The following is a 26545-nucleotide window of genomic DNA, read 5'->3' on the forward strand; positions in this document are numbered from 1 at the left end:
CCTTTTCCATTATCCGGCAAGTTAATAAATAAAAAGAAGCCAAAGTGTTTCTATTGATAAACGCTCTTTGGCTTCTTTCGTATCACTTATTTTAGTATTATTAATCTAAAATTTTTATTTTGATGTTTCTATACCAAACATCATCTCCATGATCCTGCAGTCCTATATAACCTTCTTTAGCATCACCGCCTGCATTGATAAAGTTTGTCCAGCCTTTGAATTTGCTTTCATCAATCATCTTTTTCCAGTCGTCTGTCCATAAATGATATTCCAGCACGTTTTCGCCATTTTGTTTATGTACCACTGTTCCTTTATAAACCATAATCCCTCCGGTATTCCATTCGCCAAAAGGTTTTGAATTTTGGGGTTTGGCAGGAATAAGATCATACAAAGATGCAGACTGGCGGTTGCCGTCTTTTCCTAATTTGGCATCGGGGTGATTGGCGTTATCGAGTACCTGATACTCAGGAGCGGATTTCCAGATGGGTTCGCCCGCAATTTCCTGGGCAAGATAAAATACACCACTGTTGCCGCCTTTGGACACTTTCCATTCAAAGCTCAATTCAAAGTTTTTGAATTTTTTATCGTAGATGATATCACCTCCGTCTTTTGCGCCTGCTTCCCCTTCGCCAGAACCACTGATCTTTATGGCTCCATCTTCAACGCTCCACGCTTTGGGAACTTCGGTTTTATCATAACCACGCCAACCTGTAAGATCGTGGCCGTTAAAAAGTGATATCCAGCCGGTGGTATCTTCCTGTGAGGAAGCCTGCACAGCGGCGGTCGTATCGGTAGTTTCGCCTTCTTTATTTTCTTTAGGGTTGTTGTTGCATGAAGACATAATTATTGTGGCAGAAATTAAAAAAATGGATCCGGTTAAAAACTTTTTCATGTATAGATTTTTATTGTTTTGCTGAATTAATAAATAATAAAATAAGTTTAAGGCATTGCCGGTAATTTCCATCCTTCGCGGTAAGTATGCTTAATCAATTCTTCAGAATATGCAATGGCATTTACAGGCTGTGTCCATGTTTTATCAAATGTTGGATGCCCGTCATGGATTTTGAAGCCATCTTTTATTACAGTTTTGATCGTAGCATCGGAAGGAATGTTGGTGAACTTCATGTTGTTGCCATCCCAACCCAGCTCCTGGTTCAGCGATTGCAAACGCACTGCCAGCACGCCCATGGCCACCATTTCATTGAACGGACCTGCCTCGCTAAACGGAGAAGCGGTTTCTGTCCGGCTGCCGGCATTTTCCTTACATGCCCGAACCCAGTCCATTTCATGCGATAAGGTAACTTCCCTGTTTCTTTTTGGAGAAACGGGCTTGCGTCCTGACACTAACCACGGATTCATCCCATAGCACCCGCAAATAAGTGTGTCTTTGGAGCCGTAAAAAATAACGCCGCCGCCGTTATCATTAAGATTTTTACCTGGCGGTACCCCTTCAGGACGCATAGGCTGTAATCCGCCATCATACCAGGTTACTTCCACCTGTGGCAATGCTACTTTATGAAGGTTCTTTCTTGCAGGGAATACGTATTTAACCATTTGCGCGGTAGGGGCACAATCGTTTAACAGCAATGTAGAGCTTCCCTGTACCTTAACTGGATATAATAAATTTAACCCTTTGAAAACCGGATGAAGAATATGGCAGGCCATATCACCCAAAGCCCCGGTACCAAAATCCCACCAGCCGCGCCAGTTCCAAGGCGTATAAATGGGATTGTAAGGACGATACTTGGCTGGACCGATGAACAGATCCCAGTTCAATGTGTCGGGAGGTGTTTCGGATTTTTCAGGTGTATTCAGCCCCTGGGGCCAGATCGGTCTGTCGGTAAATGCTTCTACCTTTCTCACTTCTCCGATTTCTCCGTTCCATATCCAGTCACAAACCTGGCGGATACCCTGTCCGGAAGCTCCCTGGTTACCCATTTGTGTAGCTATCTTGTGTTTAGCTGCAAGTTTGGTGAGTAACCGGGATTCATAAACGCTATGTGTAAGGGGTTTTTGCACATATACGTGCTTGCCCATCGTCATAGCTTCTGCTGCAATAATAGCGTGGGCATGATCGGCAGTTGCAATGACCACAGCGTCTATCGATTTGCCGATCTCATCGTACATTTTGCGGTAATCGTAGTATTTTTTTGCTTTAGGAAACGCATCGAATACTCCGTTTTTTCCGGCATAGCCCCAATCTACATCGGCAAGGCCAACAATGTTTTCGGTTTTCATTTGTTTCAGGTTTGCAAACCCCATACCTCCTACACCAACACCTGCTATATTCAGCTTATCAGTTGGAGCTATATGGCCGAATTTTTTACCGAAAATAGATGACGGAGCAATTGTAAAGGCCGCAGTGGCAGTGGCTCCCATCTTTAAAAATTTTTTCCTCGAAATTTCTGATGACATAGCTTTAAATTAAAAAATTATAAAAACAGTATATAAAAATCTTTACAGTCATTACAAACTTATTGTAAGCATCACTATAGTATATCTGAAATGTATTGTTTATGTACCATGGGCGGAAAACAGCAAAGCAATTGCATTTCAATTTTCTGTTTACAAAATTTGCTCACATGAACAACCGAGCTCAATCACAGCATCTCAATTTTATATCACAGCGTCTCAGGCGCAATGAACAATCGCATAAAAATACCTCTTTTCTTTTATATCCCAAGTGTATTTGCTACACAATATTTTATTACCATGATAAAAAAAGAGACTGTTCCCGAATCTGAGAAGTACAGTCTCTTTTTTATTAAGTAATAATATGAAGCGCTAGTTAAATCAAATACGAAATCTGCAGGGTCTTACGCTTCTTTTGATATGGCTTTTTTTTGAAAAAATCAGGCCATATGTTTCTGGGTTTGCTGCGAAACTTTAGCAGTTCCGCCGGGCACGCTGTTGCTATAAGCTATTGCTGCTTTTACAAAATTGACAAATATAGGTTGAGGGTTCTCCACTGTACTTTTTAATTCCGGGTGGTACTGCACCCCGAGAAAGAACGGGTGTCCGGCCAGTTCAATTACTTCAACCAGGCCGCTGGCGGGATTTTTACCGCTTGCCTCCATGCCGGCTTTTTCAAAAGCATCCAGGTATTTATTATTAAACTCCCAGCGGTGCCTGTGCCTTTCTGTAATGGTTTCTGTTCCGTAAATAGTATAAGCAAGGCTGCCAGGTTTAATAGAGCAGGTGTAAGAGCCCAGCCGCATGGTGCCTCCTTTTTCTGTTATAAGCTTTTGTTCTTCCATAAGGTCAATAACAGGCTCTTTTGTGTTTTCATCCATTTCGGTAGAGTTGGCTTCCTTTATGCCCAATACATTCCTTGCAAACTCAATAGCTGCCATTTGCATGCCCAGGCAAATGCCAAAGAAGGGAAGGCCGTTTTCGCGGGCATATTTTACAGCTGTGATTTTGCCTTCCACACCCCGAAGGCCGAACCCGGGCGCTACCAGCAAGCCGTCAAGACCGTCCAGTTTTTCTGCTACGTTCTCATCTGTAATATATTCGCTGTGCACATTGATGATCTGTACCTGGCATTCGTTTACCGCACCTGCATGTACAAAGGCTTCGAGTATGGATTTATACGCATCCTGCAGTTCGAGATACTTTCCTATCAGCCCGATACGAACTACTGTTTTGGGATACTTCAGCTTATCAAGAAAAGCACGCCATTTGGTCAGTTCTGGCTCGTTGTACCCTGATATATTCATCTTTTTTAAGCAGGTAATATCCAGCTTTTCGCGCAGCATAGCTAACGGTACTTCGTAAATGGTAGACTGGTCGGCAGCTTCTATTACCGCCTCCTGCTTTACATTACAGAATAAGGCAATCTTTCTTTTCAGTTCGGGTGTTAGAGGTTTTTCGGTTCTGCATACAATAATATCAGGGCTTACACCTTCCTGGCTTAACATTTTTACACTATGTTGTGTAGGTTTGGTTTTCAGTTCTTTTGCTGCTTTTAAATAGGGAATATAGGTGAGATGGATCACTACAGTATCCTCTTCCGGCAATTCCCATTGTAGCTGGCGTATAGCTTCTACAAACGGAAGGCTTTCAATATCTCCAATGGTACCACCAATTTCCGTGATCACAATATCGTACTCGCCGGTAGTGCCCAGCTCCATCATCCGGCGTTTAATTTCGTTGGTAATATGAGGTACTACCTGCACTGTTTTTCCCAGGTAGGCGCCTTCTCTTTCTTTATTAATTACTGTTTGATAAATACGGCCTGTGGTAACGTTATTGGCCTGTGAAGTAAAAATGTTCAGGAATCTTTCGTAATGACCAAGGTCAAGATCGGTTTCAGCGCCGTCTTCGGTCACAAAACATTCGCCGTGCTCATAAGGGTTTAAAGTTCCGGGGTCAATATTAATATAAGGGTCGAATTTCTGGATAGTAACCCTGAAACCCCTTGCCTGTAAAAGCTTGGCTAAAGAGGCTGCTATAATTCCTTTTCCTAAAGAAGATGTTACACCACCGGTAACAAAAATGTATTTGGCCATAAGAGCGTTGTTTTTACTCAATAAAAACTACCATGCAAGTAATTGTAAACTGCTTGCTGATATGATATATATAAAAATTTATGAAAGAATGATCTTAACTGACCGGCAGAAATAATCCTGAGCAGAAAAATTTATGAAGGTCGTGCAAAGATAGAAATTAAACATTAAACAAAAGTTTGATTTTGCACATTTTTATTCACTGCTATATAAAAATGATGAAGTGAGCGTAAGAATGGTTAAAATCAGGATTTTGAAATGGTACTTTACGGAAAGTTTCCAAAGCCTGAGGTCAATTTTTGCTATCCACACTTTTGCAGTATATTATTTTTATTTTTGTCGAAATAGTGAACAATGCAAAACAAAAAGATCCGGTTTACAATTGTGGTTTGTTTTTTTGCATCCTTAACTTCAAGTTGCCTGAATGCTCAATCTTTTAGTGCAGAGGATTTATTGAAGATATATACTTCCAACAGCGATACTCTTAAACAGGTTTGTATAAGAAAAGATTATTTTTTACAGGATAGTACTTTTATTAATAATGCCAAAACCTACGTTTTCTGGTCTAATGATAAAAATAGGCTAAGGTTCGATGCTTCGTTTTTGGAAAATGGAATGAACGCAAATAGTGTAAATTATTGGTTAAAGAAAAGATCAGAACTTAAAGAATTAAAAAAGTCTTTTACTGGCCTGGGATTTAAGTTTGTTGGAAATAAAGATCTACGTACTCCGGGAAATACTTTTATGGAACGATATGTTAGGGATGATATTCAGGTTGAGATAATTTCGTCAACAGCTAACCCACCTTTTTGGGTTATTGTTCATAATGTTAAGAAATATGCCGGCTGGTAATACCTGCAAATAGTAATAAATAATAGCCAGGTTAATCCCTGGCGATCTTTTTGTAGCTGGTAATTACTCCTCTTATTAAGGATGAGCTAAATCCTCTGTGCTCCATTTCGTTCAACCCTACGATAGTGCATCCTTTGGGCGTGGTAACCTTATCAATTTCCTGCTCGGGGTGGCTGTTATGCGTTAGCAGCAGCTCTGCAGCGCCCTTTACGGTTTGAGCAGCAATAAGGCTGGCTGTTTTCGCGTCAAACCCGATTTCAATACCTCCCTGTATATTCGCCCGTATATAACGCAGGGCAAAAGCAGTTCCGCAGGCGCCTAACACCGTTGCGGCATCCATTAATTTATCATCAATTAAGGCAACTTTACCCACCGTACTGAACATCCTGGTTACAAACTGTACCTGTTCGACGGTAGCATTTTCGTAACTGATACAGGTCATGCTTTCTTTAATAGCCACTGCAGTATTAGGCATCGCACGAAACACCGGTAACCCGATCTTTGCCATTTCTTTCAGATCGTCAAGCGTAACGCCTGTAATTACTGAAATGAGGATATGATGAGGGGTAAGCGATGGAGCAATACTTTGCATCACTCCTGCCACCTGGAAGGGCTTTACTGCCAGTATGATCACATTGCTTCCGGAAGCAGCCTGTACATTGTCATTGGTTATTGTAACGTTTTCAGGCAATTCTCCTTTAAGCGTTGCTATATTTCTTTTAGTAATCGTGATGTCCGATGCTTTGCAAAAAGCGCTTTGTATAAATCCCTGTGCTATAGCGGTACCTAAATTCCCGCCACCGAGTATTGCTATTTTCTGAGCCACTTTTATTAGTTTTTAGTGTTGAACGGCAAAGGTGGCAAATCTACAAACTACCGGCATAAACTGTGGTTATTATTTTGACATAATAAAAGAGCGCAGTCGTACAAATAATAAGAAACAGGAACCTTTTAAATTATTAAATAAATTAATATTTGTTATTTTATAGTTTTCCTATAAATTTTTACTTATTTTGCAATAATTATAACATTATCAGTAATAAAAATTAGCTAAACTGTATATTTGCGTACTAAAACAAACATATCACAATGTCTTTAAGAATTTCTGCACTTTCAAACATTCCCGCTACTACCGATGAGCTCGGGAAAATTACGCCAAAAATCACTACTGTATTTGGCTCACATGTATTTAACCTTAAAACTGCGAGAGAGTATTTAAGCGATGATGCTTATAAAAGTATTGTGGCTTCAATTAAATCGGGGCAAAAGATTGACAGAAATGTAGCTTCTAATATTGCCAATGGCATGCGCGCATGGGCCGAAAGCAAAGGCGTTACCCATTATACACACTGGTTTCAGCCTCTTACAGGAACTACTGCAGAGAAACATGATTCTTTTTTCACGCTTAAAAGTGATGGTACTCCTATTGAAGAATTTGACGGCGCTGCGTTGATACAGCAGGAGCCCGATGCTTCTTCCTTTCCTAACGGCGGGCTGCGTGCTACTTTTGAGGCAAGAGGTTATACCGGATGGGATCCTTCTTCTCCTCCTTTTATTATAGAAATTGGCCATGGCCGTACACTTTGTATCCCTACCATATTTATTTCTTATACCGGCGAATCTTTAGATTATAAAGCTCCTTTATTAAAATCTATTGATGTATTGAATAAAGCAGCCGTGGATGTTTGTAATTATTTTGACAGGAACGTGAGCCGTGTTACTCCTACTTTGGGATGGGAGCAGGAGTATTTTGTGGTAGATGACGGCCTGTTTAGAGCAAGGCCCGACCTGGTAATGTGTGGGCGTACCTTATATGGACATAATTCTGCAAAAAACCAGCAGCTGGAAGACCATTATTTTGGCTCTATTCCTGAAAGAACATATGCATTTATGCGCGATTTTGAAAATGAATGCTATAAATTGGGTATTCCTTTAAGAACGCGTCACAACGAAGTGGCGCCTGCCCAGTTTGAATGCGCGCCTATTTTTGAAGAAGTTAATCTTGCTGTAGACCATAATACCCTGCTGATGGATGTTATGTCGCGTATAGCTTTAAGACATGGTTTGCGCGTATTATTACACGAAAAACCTTTTGCAGGCATTAACGGAAGCGGTAAGCATAATAACTGGAGTATTGCTACAGATACAGGTGTAAATCTTTTGGCTCCCGGTAAAACTCCGAAAACTAATTTGATGTTCCTTACCTTTTTTGTAAATACCATCAAAGCGGTTCATGATTATGCAGATATATTAAGAGCATCCATTGCATCAGAATCAAACGATCACAGGTTGGGTGCCAATGAAGCTCCTCCGGCAATTATCTCTGTATTTATTGGCGAATATCTTACTAAAGTACTGAACGATATTAAGCAAAGGGTAACAGGCGATATGGACGAACAGGATGAAAGCATGTTAAAACTGGATATTCATAAAAATATTCCTGATCTTTTATTAGATAATACCGACCGGAACCGTACTTCACCGTTTGCGTTTACCGGGAATAAATTTGAATTCAGGGCCGTGGGTTCTACAGCCAACTGTGCCAGTCCTATGACCGTGTTGAACACGATCATGGCCCAAACGCTTAAAACCTTTAAAGCAGATGTGGATGCGTTGATCGAAAAAGGCGAGAAAAAAGAGATCGCTATCATGCAGGTAATTAATGATTACATCGTGAGCAGCGAAAAAATTCTTTTTGAAGGTGACGGCTATAGCGAAGCATGGGAAAAAGAAGCTGAAAAAAGAGGTCTTCCCAATCTGAAAACCACGCCTCTTGCACTGGATGCCATGGTGAGCGAGAAAAATACCAAACTGTTCGTAGAGAACGGTATTTACTCTCACTCTGAGCTGGAAGCAAGGTACGAGATCGAGCTGGAAAAGTACATTAAAAAAGTGCAGATTGAAGGCCGTATCATGGGAGAAATGGCTACCAGCATGATCCTTCCCCCGGCGATTCGTTATCAAAACCTGCTGGCCAAAAATATCAGGGGATTGAAGGAAGCCGGATTAAGCGAAGATGCTTATGCGAACCAAAAGCAGATTCTTGATAAGATATCTGAGCACATCAATAAGGCCAGCGACCTGGTAGAACAGATGATTGAGGCACGTAAAATATGTAATGTAATAGAAAATACACGTACCAAAGCTGTTGCTTATGAAAGCCAGGTAAAAGCTGCTTTCTTTTCCCAGATCCGCTATCATGCAGATAAGCTTGAATTGCTGGTGGATGATAAGGAATGGTATTTGCCCAAATATCGTGAGCTTTTGTTTATGCGCTAATTAAAATGTATATTTGTAATATAAGCCGTTCAGTATTGAGCGGCTTTTTTAGTGCGTTGTGTAAAAATTGCTCTTTAATAGGTGTGCTTACTGTAAATCTGGAAAATTAATCACTAATCATGCTGACGTATTATCGGAGTATTGTAGTTTTCTTGTGCATAGTGCAATTTGCAATATTAGCGGAGCCTGTTGCCGACGCTTTGTTAAAGCAAAATCCTTGCTGTTGAGGAGCAAACTTTTCCATTTTTCAGGAAAAAAGCTGATAGGGATTGTATTAATGGGGAAGTAATAGTAATTGGATATTGGGGAAGGTCTGATAAAGCTGCCTGTGCCGGCGAAGATTTTTTCTATAAATTGCGCCCGTACAAAACCGGTGCTTCTCTAAAATTGATTGTTTTTTGAATATGCTTAGGAAGATCAAGGATGGCGATGAGGCTGCATTTGGAGAGGTTTATTATGAATACTTTCCCAAATTGCTGAACTACCTGTATAGCAAGACCCAATCCCGGTTCCTGGCAGAAGAGGTTACGCAAATCACTTTTATAAAGTTCTGGGAAAACAGGCTCCGCATCAATGAAGAGTTGCCGGTAGAAGTACAATTGTTTCGCATTGCCAAAACATCCCTTATTGACGAAATAAGAAAGCAAAATAATTTGATAGCTGCTGTTAAGCATCTCTCAAAGCGTTCGGTTTCCGGGGAATTGTGGGACCAGTTACAATTGCGGGAGATCAACGCAATTTTTCAAAAAGGGATAGAAGAGATGCCACCTGTCCGTAAAAAGATTTTTACACTGAGCCGGATGGAAGGGTATGCTAATAAACAGATTGCAGAGGAACTATCGATATCCATGAAAACGGTCGAAAAACATATTACACTGGCGATTAAGCAGTTGAGGAAATATTTTTTAATATTCATTATGATCCTGCAAAGATTATTTTTTGGTTAGTTAAGGGTTGAAAGGATTTAAAACGTATTTAATGAATAATGATAAGTAAGAGAGCCATACAGCACTTTTTGAAAGGGCCATTAAAACCTGAAGAAAGCGAGGCTATTGCCCGTTATCTGAAGGAAAATCCTGATGCGCTCTCTTTTCTCATTAATGAAGAGGAGTGGAAGGCTTATGTTTCTGACTACGATAAAAGGGAACATCATATTGATGTTAACAGGAGCTATGAGCCGAGTGTTTTAATAAGGGGTTCCAAAAGAAAACAGGGGAGCATTGTAAAACTAACTATTTCGGTTGCAGCCTCTATTATCATTGCTCTTGGTGTCTGGTTGTTTTTCTATTCTCAAAAGGATAAAACGGTTAACCGTAATTATGAAGTGTATGTAAATACAAGTACCGATTCTTTGCAGTTTTTTCTGGAAGACAGTACCAGGGTGCATCTGGCATCCTATAGCAGCTTAAGGTTTGAGATAACCGAAAAAAATGAGCGATTGGCTACGCTTGACGGAGGCGCATTCTTTGCTGTTAAAAAAGATAGCCTCCGAAAATTCATTGTAAAAGCGCAGGAAATACATTCAACAGTATTAGGCACATCGTTTTCGGTACAGGCAGGTAAGCTGGACTCAATGATACAGGTAAACTTATATACCGGCCGGTTAGCGGTACAGTATATCTCAGATAGTATTTATAAGGAAAAATATATACTACATCCGGGAGATGTTTACTACTATTCAAAGCATACAAAACAGGAAAAAGTAGTCAGATACCAGGCACCTAAAAAGATCGGGAAACCGGATGTAAAAGGAAGCGGTAAAAAGGAGGCTGCAGATATAAGGGTACTTAAGAACCAATGGTATATGTTTAATAACCAACCTTTGAATGAAGTTTTTGATCAATTAAGTAATATTTATGGTGTGCCTATTAGTTACAGTAGTGGAGACTTGAGTGGGTTGACTTTCATCGGCAAAATTGACAAAACAGATACCCTTGAGCAGGTACTGGAATATCTTTCCAGGTTAAACGGGTTGAAATTATCGAAAGAGGGCACCCGGTATTTTATCAGAAAATAAACCGATGTAAACAGATTGTACTATTGTCCTGTTAACTATCTGCTTTGTAAGCACTATAGCACTGATGTGATAGAAATCGATTAATACAACATTGTACGCTCGACAAGAAACCAGCTGCTTATTAAATTTTCCGTTACCAATTACCTGTTTTTTGAAAACATCTTACAGAAATTTACTGGGAGGCAGAAAGTGATTGCGTGTTCCCTTAGTTCATAAGCTGTATGCCGGTTGTAGAAGCTGTAACCGTACCTATGATGCACCACTGAAAATAACTTTTCAAAAAAATGTACTTCCGGGGGTAGGGTTAGTTCTTTACGGAACGTATTGTTTACAGATTGTTTGTAGAATGGTTCAGATTGCTATTCAAATTTTAATTTTTAATTATGTTTCGTTATTTGTTTTTCCTGAAATGGAAGCCATTTTTTCTGGCCTTTTGTGCTATATGTATTACCAACCTGGTTTTTTCCCAGGTTACTAATTTAGTAAAAGGGTATGTTCGCGATGAAGAGGGGGCGCCTTTAGTGGGTGCGTCTATTGTTGTTACTAATACCGCTTCCGGGTTTACGTCTGGCACGGTATCTGACTCCACGGGCTATTTTGAGTTCTCGCATCTTCCTGTGGGAGACGCTTATTCATTCAGTATTTCTAATACCGGATATAAGGAGGAGGTTTTGTCAGGATATAAAATCAAAGAAAACTCCAATATTTCGCTGTTAATAAAGCTGAAGTCTCAGGTTACGAACATTGAAGAGGTGATCGTAATAGGGTATGGTACGCAACGGCGTAAGGACGTAAATGCGGCTATTGTTTCGGTAAGGCCCGAGCAACTTGATAAAACCTCTCAGCCATCCATAGACAATATGCTTCAGGGCCAGGCATCGGGGGTTACGGTAACCAATGCCAACGAACCGGGTGGCGGTGTTTCGGTGCTGATCAGGGGCGCTACATCTGCTGCGGCGGGGAACGGCCCTTTGGTAGTGATTGACGGGTTCCCTGTTATTTATGATGCCGTTGAGCCCGGCAGTGGTAATAAGTATTATAATGGGGGCAGGGGAGCGCTGAATGATATAAATCCTAATGACGTGGAATCTATCCAGGTACTGAAAGATGCGGCTGCCACTTCCATATACGGTGCCAGGGGAAGCAATGGTGTTATCCTAATTACAACGAAAAGAGCTAAAGTTGGCTCTGTAGTTGAAGGCTCCATCAATACTTCTTTCCAAACTATAGCACGACGCCCGGAACTACTCACTGCAAAAGAGTTTCTGATAGAGCAGAACCGTTATATGTACGACCTGTACCTTCAGCAAAACAAACTGGCGCCTTATGGCGGCGTAAACCCTTCATTGGTGCCACCCTTTGTACCGCCTAATTCTGATGAGCTGATAGCAGCTACGGGCGACGGTACTGACTGGTATGATCTCATTACGCAACAAGGCAGGATTGATCAATATAATATAAGTGTGGCACAGGGTACCGAGGCTGCTAAAATGTACTTTTCCCTGAACTACTTTAAACAGAACGGGGTTATTAAAAATACCGGGCTGGAAAGAGTTACTGCCCGCTTCAACTTTGATCAGAAGATCAAAAAATGGTGGGATTATGGAACCTCTATCAGTGCTGCCTCAACTCAGTCTAAAAATTCCCAGTTAGGCGATGGACGAGATGCTGATGCCGGAATGATAGAATCTGCATTAAATTACAGTCCGCTTATCGCTGCTCAGCGCGATTCTGTATCCGGTAAATGGATAGAAGATCCCAAACAGCCGCTTTTGGCGCACCCTCTTTCTTACCTGGATATTGATGATAACACGAAGGCATACAGGTTTCTGGGTAATATTTTTACTAATTTTTATCTTACTGCAAACAGAGACATATGGCTAAAATTTTCTTATGGTGCTGATATTCGCAGCAGTGTGCGAAAGAGCTATTATCCTAAAACAAGCAGGTATGGCAGCCAGGTAAACGGAGAAGCGAATATAAACCGGGCAGAGCGAACCGATTTTGTTTCGGATGTTACATTGAACATCAATAAAACGCTGGGGGAGCTTCATAAGTTAGATGGGGTATTAGGTTACTCTTATCAAAACTATAACGGACAGGGATCAGGAGCGAAAGCCCAGGATTTCACTACTGATATCTTGTCTTATGATGATATGGATGCGGGTTCGCAAAGACCTGTTGTAAGCTCTTACAGAGACCGCCACATCCTGGTGTCCTATTTTTCAAGATGGCAATATGCCTTTAACGGGAAGTATATAGTAATGGCATCCGGCCGTATGGATGGCAGTGATCGCTTCGGAGCTAATAACCGGTACGCATTTTTCCCGTCCGTTGCACTCGCATGGCGCGTGTCAGATGAGTCTTTTCTTAAAAGCGTAAAATCCATTTCTGATCTTAAACTGAGAACAAGTTTAGGACAGGTTGGTAATGAAAATATCCCTAATGATGCAGCCTCTGAATACTATATTTTTGGTGGCAGGAACTATTATTTTAACGGCAACCTGAACCAGGGAGTGAATTTAAGTAAACTGGGCAATGCCGACCTTAAATGGGAAACCACTACTGAATTTAATGCGGGTATTGATTTCGGATTTTTGAAAAACAGGATTACAGGAAATTTTGACTTCTATCTGAAAAACATAAAAGATCTGCTAAGCTACAGGACGCTTCCCCAAAGTTCTGTAGTAAGCTCTATCCCCTGGAATATCGGCAGCACACGAGGACATGGGTTTGAGTTTACATTAAATACATTGAACGTTATTAATCCTTTAAGATGGAATACCATTCTGACCTTTACTGCCTATCGCGACAGGTGGAAGGAAAGAGACCCCAAAGTGATGTTGCAACCTTACCAGGGACTTAATGATCCGATGACAGCAGTTTATGCGCTCATTCCTTATGGAATTAAACAGTTTGGAGAAAGTACGCCCGATATGCCTGCACTGTTACCGGGTCAGCAAAAGTTTAAAGATGTGAACGGCCTTGATGAAAACGGCAGGCTTACCGGCCAGCCGGATGGCATCATTAACCAGGCCGATGTGTTATATATGGGAACGCGGGCCCCAAAGTTTACTGCTGGTTTAAACAATATTATAGAGTTTAAGAATTTTGAAGTAATGGCTTTCTTATACGCATCAGTAGGAGCGTTAAAATGGCCAACAACTTTTATAGAGCACGGAGTGCTCGGAAGCTATGGCACACAAAGGTTCAGGGATAATTTTAACTTTCTGGAGGATGTTAAAGACCGGTGGACCTCAACCAACCCCAGCACCACCATGCCAAGTGGGGAAGTGAATAGCTATACTTCTTATGGCAGTCCGTATTGGCAGGATGCTTCGTATTTGAGGTTAAAAACGGTTTCATTGGGATATAGTTTTCCCAAAGGGCTGTTGCAACGCTGGGGAATGCAGAATCTGAAATTGGTGGTTGGTGCTCAGAATTTATTTACAATTACTAAATATACAGGATTGGATCCGGAGGGAGAAAACAGCAGAGCTGCTTATCCGGCACAGAAAACATTTTATGCTGGTATCAATTTTAAATTTTAAGTTATAAAAGGAACGATAATAAAAATTATACAGATGAAAAGAATAATATTTCTGTTAATAGTATTAGCTACATTATTAGGCTCCTGCGAAAGGAATCTGGATCCGGAATTACCCGGTACTATAAATACCAATAATTTCTTCAAAACACCGGGGGATTTAAACGCCGCAGCAACTGCTATCTATCATGAGCTGCGATTAGGGGGGTGGGGACCTTATTTGTTTTCTGATGGCAGTTCTCTAGTTATGGATGAAGTGGCTACCGGTGAGTGGACAACGAAATGGGCCTGGTCTAATTTTTTAAATGGGAACTGGATTATTAATGAAGCAATGACTGTAGGATTTTACAATTGGCTGAATCCCGCGGTAACCCGTGCCACCTATACGCTGGCTAAAATGGAAGAGTCGCCGGTTGCCCCCGAAGCCAAAAAAGTAATCATGGCTGAAGTAAGAGCTTTAAGGGCTTTTTTCGTATATGACTTATATCGCTTTTACGGTCCCCTCCCTTTAATTACGGATTACGCCCGGGCCTTACAACCCGATCCTGATTATAAACCTGCACGCCCTTCAGAACAGGAAGTAGAAACTTTTATTGTTGATGAGCTACGAGCAGCAGCGGCTGATCTCCCGGTATCACAGTCCGAATTCGGAAAGATAACAAAAGGAGCAGCGCTCCATTACCTGTTAAAATTCTACATGCGAAAGAAAAACTGGAGCGGGGCTGTTGATGTTGCCAATGAAATCATCAATCTTAATTATTACCAGCTTGAAACTAATTATGAAAAAATATTCAGTGCTGATAACAAAGGTAACCGCGAATTAATTTTTGTTGTAACCGGCGAGGCCCGTGATGCATATGGAAACCATACTTATGTTAACATCCTGCCGGGCGATTTTCTATCTCCCAACGGCAGTTCACAATCACTGGATGGATGGAACGGACATCGGATGCCATGGAGTTTTTATGACTCTTTTAATGAAGAAGATTTGAGGCGTAAACTGGCCTGGGCCCGATATACTAATAAATCTAATCAGGCAGTGAACTTAAGAAATACGGACATCGGCGCTTTACCTTTAAAATACGGAATTGATCCGCAGGCCTTTGGTATCTGGGCTGGAAATGATAAAGTGCTGGACAGGTATGCGGAAGTATTATTGTTTAAAGCAGAAGCGCTGAACGAGCTAAACGGGCCTAACACGGAAAGCATAAATTTGATTAACCAGATCAGGGGGAGAGCATTCGGAATACCTACAGGAGAGCTCCCTTCGCTTACCCTGCTGCAAGAGAAATTTGATAGTCCTGTTAATGGGACTAAGGCAGGCATTTTTAACATGAATAAATATGATAATGCCGCATCGTGGAGTTATGCCATTGATAATACCAATAAGCTGGGTAGCGGAAATTCCCTGAAAATAGAAGTAGGCGCTTCCGGTGGTGCCTTCTGGGCATTGCAGGTAAGGAATGAGACCTTTAACTATGAAGCCGGAAGGAAATATAAAGCCACTTTTACAGCTTTGTCAGATAAAAACATAAGCTTAGAGCTTAGGTTTGAAAACGGATTTGATTATATAAAAACAATAACGCTGGAAGCGAATAAACCTACCCAAATTGAAGTAGAAACGACCGAGTCAGCAAAGACCGGCAGCAACGCCAATGTAATGCTGGCCCTGGGAAACTCAGGAAGCAACTATACTTTATGGGTTGACGATTTTAAAGTAGCATCAGTAGCAAAGCAATTGGGAGGTGATAGCAACCACTCGTTAAAATTGGCGGATTTCCCGGATAAGGCATCGTTGCGCGAGCATATTCTAAAAGAAAGAGGTTGGGAGTTCTGGTATGAAGGAAAGCGTAGGGAAGATCTGATACGCATGGGGAAATATGTGGAAGAAGGAAGAAAACATGCTTTCAATTTTTCCGAGAAGAATCTCCTGTTTCCCGTTCCTCAGTCAGCCATTGTAGAGAATCCTAACTTAAAACAGAATCCTGGATATAACTAAACGTTCCGTTCCTCAAAAATTAAAAAACTAAAGATATACGAATGAAAATTTTATACAGTATTTGTTTATTGTCAGTATTATTTTCTGCTTGCGTAAAGAAATGGGGCGAGCAGCCGGAGAGCATTGTTGATCCTGTTAAAATTGAATATCCGATCCCGTTAGATCAGATACAGGGTAGAGATCCATTTGTGTTGGCAGACCCTGCTTCCAATACCTATTACCTTACTTTTAATAACCAGCCACATTTCAGGATGTATAGCAGTAAAGACCTGGAAAATTGGAAAGATGAGGGATATGTATTTAGTGCAAACGCTGATTTCTGGGGCAAGCAAGATTTCTGGGCGCCAGATTTGTATATACACCAGGGCCGGTTCTATATCTTCGCCACCTTTTCAGCCCCGTCAGTAAAAAGAGGCACTTCTGTATTAGTTGCAGACAAGCCCACAGGACCCTATACTCCTTTAGAAAACCACGCGGTTACTCCCGCTAATTGGATGAGCCTGGATGGAAGCCTTTTTGTGGATGAAGCAGGTAACCCATGGATGATCTTTTCCAGGGAATGGCTGGAAGTTACAGACGGTTTGATTTATGCCCAGCGTTTAACCCCCGATCTGAAAGCAGCAACAGGAACCCCTGTTCTTTTACTCAACGCATCAGCAGCGCCATGGGCGGCTCCCATTACATCAGGAAATATAAGCGGTTTTGTAACCGATGCGCCGTATGTGTATAAGACGGATGGCGGACAGTTGCAAATGCTATGGTCCAGTTTTGATAAAAATGGGAAATATGCAATTGGTGTGGCAGAATCAAAGTCCGGCACTGTTGCAGGACCATGGAAACACTTGCCTGTACAGCTTAATAATGACGATGGCGGGCATGCCATGATCTTTAAAGCATTTAACGGGCAAAAATATATTTCATATCATGCACCTAATTCAGGTATTTCGCGACCAAAGATTGCCAAAATACGGGAAGTGAATGGGAGTGTGGTAATTGATAACTAATATTGTTATACATATTGTAAAGTATATTTTAAAAATGGATACTGGTCAGCATATAAAGAGAATTTGCATGCACATCTTAATGTTATGTGCGGTTTGCGCATACATGTCATGCAGTAATGTCAAAAATTCTGTAAATAAGGAATCGAAGTCTGTTGACGATAGTATTGACATCAGCCGGATGTTGTTAAGAGATCCTTTCGTTTTTTACGATAAGAAGAGCCGTAATTATTATACCTATGCTAATAATAAGCCGGGCATAAAAGCATACAGTAGCAAAGATTTGACTACGTGGAAGGATATAGGAAACGTGTTTACTGCTAATGCGGATTTTTGGGGGAAAACTGATTTCTGGGCACCGGACTGTTACTATTATAAAGGGAAATACTACCTTTTTGTTACCTTCTCCGACGCAAATAAAAAAAGGGGAACGTCTGTTTTAGTGTCCGATTTTCCGCACAGAGATTTTAAGCCTTTAGTGAACGCACCTGTTACACCCAAAGAGTGGATGTGCCTTGATGCCGCTTTATATACTGACAAAGAAAACAATCCCTGGATGATTTTTTGCCGTGAATGGTTAGAAGTTTCTGATGGGGAAATATACGCGCAACGGTTAAGCCATGATCTGAAAAGCGCTGTAGGCAGTCCTGTTCTGCTCTTTAAAGCCAGCTCTGCTCCCTGGGTAAAGGGCATTTATTCTGCAGCGCACAACCAACAAGGTAATGTTACAGATGCCCCTTTTGTATACAGGATGAAGGATGGTACGCTGCTCATGCTGTGGTCAAGTTTCGATTTGAAAGGAAAGTATGCTATAGGCGTCGCCTATTCGGTATCAGGCAGAATAGAGGGGCCGTGGGAGCAGTCTGCTACCACTCTCAACAGCGATGATGGCGGGCATGGCATGTTGTTCAATACCAGGGATGGAGATTTGAAAATATCGTATCATGCTCCCAATAGTAAAGCAGAAAGGCTTACCATAAAAGATGTAAAAATTGAAAATGGTATGCTTAGCGTTGAACAGTAACAAAACGATTGATCTGCCCTGAGATGCGGAAAGTTAAGCTAATGAATCACTTAATAGAATTTTATGACTAATACGATACGAGCATTGTTGATTTTTACAGTAGTAAACCTGTTTGGCATCAGGTATACTATTGCCCAGAAACCAAAACCCTCACTTGTAAGTATTGAAACGGCAGACTTAAGTCTTGTTTTCAAAAAAGATTCGGATAGTACTTTAAAGTTATCATTTTTTGGAGAAAAAGTGCAGGATAAAGAAGCACTGTTAAAGAAGACATTTTTACATCGGCCGGATACTGACGAGACTTTTGAACCATCGGGTTACCTCGCTTATGGCGGCCGGGTTTTCCAGGAGCCGGCTCTTAAAATAACCCATGCGAACGGAGCACTTACCACAGAGCTTACCGTTATTGGTTATAACCGGCAAAGCAATGGTGACGCTACAATGCATACCATACAACTTAAAGACAAAGTATATGACCTGTATGTTGATTTAATATTTGAGGCCTTTCACAAAGAAAACATCATCACCCAAAGTGTAAAAATCACTAATAAGGAAAAGGGTACGGTACAGTTGCATAATTTTTATTCTTTTTATTTGCCTGTAAGCTCGCAAAGTTATTATCTTACACAGTTTCACGGTACCTGGGCCAGGGAAATGCAGCTTGCAGAAAGCAGGTTGGCGCCGGGTATAAAATCGGTAGAATCGAAAAAAGGAAATCGTACCACACAGTCCGAGAACTCATCTTTTATTCTTTCTCTCAATCAAAAAGCACAACCTTACAGCGGCGAGGTAATTATGGGTAGCCTGGCTTGGACGGGCAATTACAAGCTAAACTTTGAAGTAGATGAAACCAATCAGTTGAATATACTGGCTGGCATCAATCCATTTAGCGCAAGTTATCCACTGGCGTCCGGACAAAACCTTGTAACTCCCAAAATGGTTTTTACTTACAGCAATACCGGTTATAACCAGGCTTCGAGAAACTTTCATGACTGGGCAAGACGTTACAGTTTGTACGAGGGGGATAAGATCAATGAAATAGTATTGAATAGTTGGGAAGGTGCTTATTTTGATTTTACAGAAGAGAAGATCATAAAAATCATAGATGATGCAGCGTCGATGGGTGTGGAAGTGTTTGTGCTGGACGATGGCTGGTTTGGTAATAAGTATCCCCGTAACTCTGATAAAATGGGTCTTGGTGATTGGCAGGTAAATACAAAAAAACTGCCGGGGGGTATTGATTATCTAGCCAAACATGCACGGGCAAAAGGGTTGAGATTTGGTATATGGATAGAGCCCGAAATGGTAAACCCACAAAGTGAGCTGGCAGAGCGACATCCTGAATGGGTGGTAAAAAGCCCGCATCGTGATATGCCAACACTAAGAAATCAATGGCTGCTGGATCTCTCGAATCCCGCGGTACAGGATTTTATTGTAAAGACGTTTGATGATGTGACAGCGCTGTCAAAAGACATCAGCTACATTAAATGGGATGCTAATCGCCACGTGGAAAGTGCAGGTTCGGCATACCTGGATGCATACGAACAATCAAAATTCTGGATAGCGTACATCAACGGGTTATATAATATTTATGAAAGAATAAGAAAAAAGCATCCGAACATTACCATCCAGCTTTGTTCTTCTGGTGGTGGTCGGTTAGATTATAAAGCACTGCAATACCATAATGAATTTTGGCCCAGCGACAATACCGATCCCTACACCCGCATACCGTTGCAATTTGCTACAAATTTGTTTTTCCCGGCAAAGGCAATGGCTACGCATGTCACCGTATCGCCCAATCATCAAACAGGAAATGTTTCGTCTCTAAAATTACGATGTGATGTGGCCATGATGGGCAGGATGGGCATAGAGCTTCAGCCTAAAGATATGAGCGAGAAAGATTTTGATTTTCTTAAAAAAGCCATAAGCAATTATAAGAAAGTAAGAGATATTGTTCAGTTGGGCGATGTATATACTGTATGGTCACCTTATGATGAAGGCGAATGGAGCGCGACAAGTTATGTTTCCAAAGATCAGAGCAAAGCACTGCTGTTTTACTTTAGCCTGAATTTTCATGAGCGTACGCTTATGCCTACTTTCAGACTACATGGATTAGACAAGAATGCCAGGTATAAAATATCAGAGTTGAACGCTGAAGGCAACATTCAGTATCCTGGAAATGGTGAGATCATATCCGGTGATTACCTGATGAAAGTGGGTATAAATCCTAATATTCAATGGCAGGGAAGCAGCGGTGTGCTTTATCTGGAAAAGCAGCCATAATGAGTAAAGACAATGCTTTATGAGAAGCAGCATGATGCCGCTAGTCTTCATTCACATAATGTTGGAGGTATTCAAAACGTTGCTTTAATTGTCCGGTAGAAGCTATGGTAGCCCTGTTTATAATTTCATTACCGCCTGTAAACAGGTCATCCAGTACATATTTTATAAGCTGCTCCCCAAAGTATCTGCTGGCATCACGCGGTAGTTCATTAGGCAGGTTGCTTACCGCCATGATGTCTATAGAACCTGGTTCATAAGCGGCTGTTTTCAATAACGAGCTGCGGTTAATGCCATAAACGGGATCTTCTATAGACTGGCTTGATATATTGATTGGAACGGAGCCATTTTTGTCATCAGAAACATCTGCAATTGTCTGAATAATAAAATCACCTTTCTTAATATCTGAACTGTGAAAAAGGGGCGGTACACCTTCTTCCCAGTATACACCATTTAACAGGATATCAGTTTGTGTTGTGTAAGGCAGGAATTTACATAAATAATGTTGTGGTTTGTTGTGAAAGTCTTCACGCAAATACCTGCCTGTGATCTCATGTTCGTATAAAGCGCTGCCTTTTAACTGTGTATATACAGGATAGGAGAATCTTCTGATCATATAATCTTCAGGTTCTACTTCGTGAATACCCATCAGGTTCATTACTTCAATCAATCCGTGCGCTACACGTCCGCTGCCAGTAACTGCAACTTTTATATTGGGAAGCCGCAGCCCGAAATAAGTATGAATAAGCTCTTTAAAACTTCTTTGTTTATAAACCCGCTCCAGATGATAAAGCCCTGTTCTTTTTCCATAGGCCATTATGCCATTGTGCGCACCTACAATGCCGGCAAAAAAACCGAAACCAATAATACGCTGCCCGTCTTCATGTTCAAGACATTCATAATCAATTAAGGTGATCTTTTTATCTAATATACTTTTAAGCAGCTTCCTGTTTTGAGGCTGTTTTTTCCTGGTATGAGAAAAGAACAGGTAAGTTTTGTTTTCAATAAGGCTGTTTACAGGAACCTCTTTAATCCCTAAAAGTATATCACAGTCAGACAGGTCGTTTTTGAGAAGCGCTCCGGCATTTTTATATTCCTTATCGCTGTAACAACGTATATCAGCGGGCTGAACAGTAATGGATAACCCGGTTCGGGTAGACAATAGCCAGCGACATTGACCAGGAGTAAGCGCCACCCGGTTGTCCTGTGGTATTTTTTCTTCTTTGATCAGTCCGATTTTTATCATATATCTTTGCCATATTTATCTGAAAAATCAGGATGAAAGAAATGTTAAACAAAATATGGAAGCTGATTATAAAAATAATAGTTCCTAAAAAGAGCTGCTGTAAATAAAGCTAAGTAAATAATCAGGAAGCCTATTGATTTTTTAATAGTAAATTTCCGTAATATTGCAACCCGTTTTTAGCCCAGATGGCGGAATTGGTAGACGCGCTAGACTCAAAATCTGGTTTCGGCAACGGAGTGCAGGTTCGATTCCTGTTCTGGGCACTTGATTTTCAATCAGTTATAAAAGACTCACTTAGTGGGTCTTTTTTATTTGCAAACAATTTGCAAACAAAAAATTTCAAAAGGTTTGAAAGAACTTTAGTTAAATGAAATTAACTTTTTTATTATACACTGCTCAATATTCGCATTTCTTAATCCGTTATTACTTTGCTACCATTTGATCTTTTCTTTCGCGTTCCGGATTACAAAATGTATAACCGCTACTGGCTTGGTAAACCTTAAACCCATTATGTCGCAAAACAGCAAAAAAATCTTCGCTGGAGGCTTTGTAACATAATTGCGTAATAATCCTTTTCTCTTTTATCCAAACATTTCAGGTCACTAAAACGAATCCGAGAAAAAAGATTATAAAAACTTCTCAGAAAAATATTCACATGTTCCGGTAAGCGGCAGTAGCCTGGATGAGAACATAATACAAATGGATAATTGGTGCAACAAGACAGAAATATTGTATACAACTACATTCTTTTTGTCACTTCCCTCCCCAAGAGGCGAAGCGACAAAATATTATCAGATTCCAGACACATACGGTATCGGGGATTTGAAATACATTTTAAAAGATTAATGTTTAACGCTAAATGATTTACTCATGGCTATATTAAAACATATTCACCGAATAAAGTTCATTGATTATTTGATCAAAAAACGTGCTACCGGAAATTTGGACGCCTTGGCTCAAAAAAATAATTTATGCAAAAGTGCTATGCCGGCGTCTTATAAGAAATGAAAGAGTTGGGGTTCCCGATTAAATTTGACAGGAATAAAAATACTTATTACTACGAAGAGGCTGGTGAAATGGTTCAGGATCTTTTTGTCAAAAATGGCAGAATTCTTTCCCAGGAAGAAGTCGCGAGCAAATGAAATCAGTTATGCGTGGTAGCGGATGTGATAACTGTACAAAAATTTGCTATTCTTTAGGATCCCGCGGCAATCCTGGTGGATATGGGACTGGCAATTGTAATTCAACGCCAGGCACCGGATCATCTGGTACAGGGACTGGTGAATGCCACAACTATTGTTGTGATAGCAGTTCCACCTAATGGTGCTAGTAGGCGAATCATGGAAAGAAAGGCTGGCTTATTAAATTGAAAGTCAGCCTTTTTATAAGATGAAAAAAATTGCTATCTTTTCTAAAGGCTATCCTGTATAACGTTTCGTATTGAATTTGAAATAGTGCCATTTATGATTAAATACTTAATTTTCTTTTTTGCGATTTCAGCGTTAACCGCCAACGCCTTCGGGAAAAGGTTCCAGCAGGTTGAATATAACACGACGATTGTTCAAAATTTCACAAAAGATGTTGATAAAAAGGAGCAGGAAGTAACTTTTGTTGATGTTTACAATTTAGAAAAAAAGAAGGCCATTCCTTTGGAGATCACTACAGATAAGGGTGACAGGAGGGTTTTAAAAGTTTACATTACCCAACCGGTTTTGTTTACACACAATGGAGCGGGCGGGTATTATCTTTTGAATCCCGGTGACAGCCTGGTGTATACAATTTCCTACTTCTATGAAAGCAAAGACAAATGGGGTAATATCTATGATTTTGAAAATAACTCAAACCCTGCGCTTATTTCACCGGGGCCAGATACTTTAAATAAACAAGAAAGGAGGAAGTTTAGTATCTATTATTTAAAGAATAACAACTTACTCAACAGGGATAACTTTAAACGAAATGTAGATTATGCTATTAACAAAGAAAATATATTTGCAACTGCAAAAGAAACAGCGGAAGCATACTTTAAAATTCACCCTGTAGCCAGTAAGTCTAATGCTTCCAAGCAATTTATTACGGATTACTATATTTCTGGCCTTTTACTATTTGCGTTTGAATATACCCCGAGTATTAAGGATACCGTTATCAAGAACTACATTTCACGCTCGTTTATTAATTTAGTTAGCGATGTGGATAAGTACATTCAATTTAAATCTCCATTATACTGGTTTATTATTAAAACTCTTCACCGTGTTGTTAATAATACAGGCATTGACGAGGAAAAATTAAAACATAACGTATCCTCAGAAACGAGGCAGTATTGGCGGTTACTCGATATGGAAAGTAGCCTTAAAAATGGGGAACCGGTTGATGTTAATTCGGAACCTTTTACAATCAAGGAGTTTTCAGACTACGCCAATTATTTAAAAAGCAAGAAGGATAACAACTTATCAAGTGAGGTATCTGGTCTTGAAGTTGTTTCGTTCAATAATAAAATAATTCCTTTTGGCGATATTTTCAAGAATACAAAAACAAAGTATTTAATTTTTGACATGACCGGATCATGGTGCAAACCGTGCATGGAAAATATGCAGAAATACAGTAAATCAAAACCCATGGATAACTCCAAAACTGTCACTCCTTATTGGATATTTTTTGAAAATGACACGACTGCCTGGAAAAAAGTTATTGAAAAATATGATGTAAAAAGAGAAAACTGCTTTTTAATGAAAGCACTGGATGGAATAAAAGTTTTAACCGAAACATACCTCTGGGATAGAAGCTTTCCCCGATACTTTTTATTTGGCAAAAATGGTAAATTAATATCAGCAAATGCTCCCGACTTTTCTGATACGACAGCAATTCAATCGTTAACTCCTTAGAGTTGTTAAGCGTGATTGTCTTTTATTGAACAGCGTCTAATCGTAATTAAAAAAATAATAGCTACTTATGGTTGTTTGTCAGACACTGTGGACCAGTAACAACGATCTTCTGAAAGATTCTTTCGGATGGCAATCTCCGCAACATCATCTAATGGCCTGGGCGCTGAGTTGCACTAAACTGAAAGAACTTTATCCAGAAGTAAATTTGCATACTGATAAAACGGGTGTCTGAATATTCAAGGATGAACTGGGGCTACCTTATTCCAATATAACTGATGATTACTCCGATTTAAATTATTCCTCAGCTGCAATGTAGCTCATGCCAATTTCTTGATGGCTCTTTTGATAATAAAACGTACCGGGTGAAGTTTGATGATGAGCCCGCCATTCCGGATAGGGACGGCGGGCAGTAGTTCCGGCAGCTCTGATGTGGTATTTCTTGAAAGTGTTCAAAAACTTCTAAAGAAGATGAAGACCGCAAAACGAATGATTATTGAGCCTGATTTTTATAATTCTGGTCGTCGTTCAATTTATTTTAGCGTTGAAGGTTTTAAATGGCAATAAATCTGATGGCAAATAATTAAAGGGTATAATAGCTCCGGTTTTCTTGTGCTTACGGATTTCCGTAAAATAAAGTACGGCACCTCTTTTAGATTTGAGCAAAACATATTTTACAACCAAAAACATAAATTATGGGTTTATTTTCAGCCCTATTAGGTAATGCAGGAACAGTAAGTAATGCTGATTTACATAGAGACTATAAAAATCTTTTTGTCGAGGGAGAAACCGTAGAAATAGGCTTTAAATTAATTAGAGACGTATTTATCTTCACTAATAAAAGGATGTTGTTGATTGACAGGCAAGGGTTGACCGGAAGTAAGATTGAGTATAAAAGTGTAACCTACAAAAGTATATCCAGATTCAGTATTGAAACCGCTGGACATTTCGATTTAGATGCTGAATTGAAAATATGGGTATCCTCCGAAACAGCACCGGGCATCCAAAAGAAATTTAATAAAAGCGTGAATATTTATGAAGTACAGAAAATTTTAGCATCGCATATTCTTACTTAGATGCGATTTCAAAGTAAATTTGATGTCTTTTTCTAACGGATAGCACCTCTCAAAGGGATACGCTGTTTTACCGTACCCTTTTGAACAGGAAATAAGGGTGTACTAATCATTCTTGTTTTTTGCGCATAAGGGTAACATGTCGTTATATCCTGTTTGATGCAAAACAGTTAAATATTTCGATTTTTATTAGTTTTATTTTATGAGTATCAATAAAGTCCGGCGACACGAATTAAAAATGCTGCACTATAAAAAGCGATTGAAGAAATATTGCATCCAGGAGGACGGGATAAGGAAACTATACGCACTTCGTGCACATGGTAATCCCTGTAGCTGTCATTTGTGTAGTCATTTAAAATATAGCCGGGCAAAGCAAAAGACTCGGTTCCTGAAATTTGGAGTACTTTCCAAGAAGACGAAGTAATTTACCTGCCGGAATCTACAGCTAATTGAGGAATTATAACAACTCTGCCTTGTACTGGTGAATTCCAGTGAAGTTTATAACTTTTACCCGGAGATTGTGTAAGAATCGAAAAGGCATCATTTGTATCAACAAATATGGATAATTTGTTTGCCAGCATTTCCAATGCTTCGGTAATACTTGTAGGGGTTTCGTAATTGTGATTTTCCATACTGCAGAAAGACAAACAATATACCAATATAATGATTCTTAATCAGCAGTATGTTAAGGGGTTTAAAAATTTGCTTTGTAATGGTTTACTGGAAAATACGTTGCGCCTGCTGTTAATGACAAGTGAAGCAACTGTCTAAATACCAATGACTTGCAATTCATGCTTTTTAGCAAGTCTTTGAAGTAAGGATAGTTCTTTCGCTTTAAGTTGT

The 26545-nt window shown here is 40.1% G+C and carries 17 protein-coding genes and 1 tRNA gene; 13 read left to right on the top strand and 5 right to left on the bottom strand.

Annotated features, from left to right (window positions below; translation table 11 throughout):
• Positions 1-100: 100 nt before the first annotated feature.
• From ACYVBM_RS14845 to ACYVBM_RS14855, 3 genes are all read right to left on the bottom strand, one after another.
• Complete coding sequence (locus ACYVBM_RS14845) at positions 101-892, bottom strand: 3-keto-disaccharide hydrolase (protein ID WP_460686468.1); 792 nt, start codon at positions 890-892, stop codon at positions 101-103.
• Between the two features lie 47 nt (positions 893-939).
• Positions 940-2415, bottom strand: a complete 1476-nt coding sequence (locus ACYVBM_RS14850; protein WP_460686469.1) for a Gfo/Idh/MocA family protein — start codon at positions 2413-2415, stop codon at positions 940-942.
• 437 nt (positions 2416-2852) lie between these two features.
• Positions 2853-4511, bottom strand: a complete 1659-nt coding sequence (locus ACYVBM_RS14855; RefSeq protein ID WP_460686470.1) for a CTP synthase — start codon at positions 4509-4511, stop codon at positions 2853-2855.
• Between the two features lie 351 nt (positions 4512-4862).
• On the opposite strand from ACYVBM_RS14855, the gene ACYVBM_RS14860 reads away from it, so the two are divergent.
• Positions 4863-5360: a hypothetical protein gene (locus tag ACYVBM_RS14860; RefSeq protein WP_460686471.1), complete on the top strand. Its 498-nt coding sequence runs from the start codon at positions 4863-4865 to the stop codon at positions 5358-5360.
• A 31-nt stretch (positions 5361-5391) separates the two neighbouring features.
• On the opposite strand, the gene proC is transcribed toward ACYVBM_RS14860, so the two are convergent.
• Positions 5392-6186, bottom strand: a complete 795-nt coding sequence (gene proC, locus ACYVBM_RS14865; protein WP_460686472.1) for a pyrroline-5-carboxylate reductase — start codon at positions 6184-6186, stop codon at positions 5392-5394.
• 263 nt (positions 6187-6449) lie between these two features.
• Between proC and ACYVBM_RS14870 the strand changes: the two genes are divergently transcribed.
• The 8 genes from ACYVBM_RS14870 to ACYVBM_RS14905 all read left to right on the top strand — a co-directional run bounded on the left by ACYVBM_RS14870 (position 6450) and on the right by ACYVBM_RS14905 (position 20510).
• Positions 6450-8639: a glutamine synthetase III family protein gene (locus ACYVBM_RS14870; protein WP_460686473.1), complete on the top strand. Its 2190-nt coding sequence runs from the start codon at positions 6450-6452 to the stop codon at positions 8637-8639.
• A gap of 404 nt (positions 8640-9043) precedes the next feature.
• Positions 9044-9586 carry a sigma-70 family RNA polymerase sigma factor gene (locus ACYVBM_RS14875; RefSeq protein WP_460686484.1) on the top strand — a complete coding sequence of 181 codons (543 nt, stop codon included), beginning with the start codon at positions 9044-9046 and terminating at the stop codon, positions 9584-9586.
• A gap of 38 nt (positions 9587-9624) precedes the next feature.
• A complete protein-coding gene (locus tag ACYVBM_RS14880; protein WP_460686474.1) occupies positions 9625-10656 on the top strand; it encodes a FecR family protein in 1032 nt (343 codons plus the stop codon).
• Positions 10657-11039: 383 nt separating this feature from the next.
• On the top strand, positions 11040-14207 hold the full coding sequence (locus tag ACYVBM_RS14885) for a SusC/RagA family TonB-linked outer membrane protein (protein WP_460686475.1): 3168 nt from the start codon (positions 11040-11042) through the stop codon (positions 14205-14207).
• 33 nt (positions 14208-14240) lie between these two features.
• Positions 14241-16202 (top strand): RagB/SusD family nutrient uptake outer membrane protein, encoded by a 1962-nt coding sequence (locus ACYVBM_RS14890; protein WP_460686476.1) that lies wholly within the window; start codon positions 14241-14243, stop codon positions 16200-16202.
• 41 nt (positions 16203-16243) lie between these two features.
• A complete protein-coding gene (locus ACYVBM_RS14895; RefSeq protein ID WP_460686477.1) occupies positions 16244-17206 on the top strand; it encodes a glycoside hydrolase family 43 protein in 963 nt (320 codons plus the stop codon).
• A 67-nt stretch (positions 17207-17273) separates the two neighbouring features.
• Entirely contained in the window at positions 17274-18227 is a 954-nt protein-coding gene (locus tag ACYVBM_RS14900) for a glycoside hydrolase family 43 protein (RefSeq protein WP_460686478.1), read from the top strand.
• A 63-nt stretch (positions 18228-18290) separates the two neighbouring features.
• Complete coding sequence (locus ACYVBM_RS14905; RefSeq protein ID WP_460686479.1) at positions 18291-20510, top strand: alpha-galactosidase; 2220 nt, start codon at positions 18291-18293, stop codon at positions 20508-20510.
• A gap of 40 nt (positions 20511-20550) precedes the next feature.
• Here ACYVBM_RS14905 and ACYVBM_RS14910 read toward each other — a convergent pair whose 3' ends face one another.
• On the bottom strand, positions 20551-21753 hold the full coding sequence (locus ACYVBM_RS14910; RefSeq protein ID WP_460686480.1) for an NAD(P)-dependent oxidoreductase: 1203 nt from the start codon (positions 21751-21753) through the stop codon (positions 20551-20553).
• Positions 21754-21932: 179 nt separating this feature from the next.
• Between ACYVBM_RS14910 and ACYVBM_RS14915 the strand changes: the two genes are divergently transcribed.
• The 4 genes from ACYVBM_RS14915 (at position 21933) to ACYVBM_RS14930 (ending at position 25705) form a co-directional block, all read left to right on the top strand.
• Positions 21933-22016: transfer RNA gene (locus ACYVBM_RS14915), tRNA-Leu, on the top strand.
• A 1200-nt stretch (positions 22017-23216) separates the two neighbouring features.
• The gene (locus ACYVBM_RS14920) at positions 23217-24632 is read left to right on the top strand and encodes a TlpA family protein disulfide reductase (protein WP_460686481.1); all 1416 of its coding nucleotides are present in this window, start codon (positions 23217-23219) and stop codon (positions 24630-24632) included.
• Between the two features lie 67 nt (positions 24633-24699).
• On the top strand, positions 24700-24864 hold the full coding sequence (locus tag ACYVBM_RS14925; protein ID WP_460686482.1) for a DUF6734 family protein: 165 nt from the start codon (positions 24700-24702) through the stop codon (positions 24862-24864).
• 460 nt (positions 24865-25324) lie between these two features.
• Positions 25325-25705: a PH domain-containing protein gene (locus tag ACYVBM_RS14930; protein WP_460686483.1), complete on the top strand. Its 381-nt coding sequence runs from the start codon at positions 25325-25327 to the stop codon at positions 25703-25705.
• The last annotated feature ends 840 nt before the right edge of the window (positions 25706-26545 follow it).

The sequence above is a fragment of the Niabella aquatica genome, from assembly GCF_054779315.1.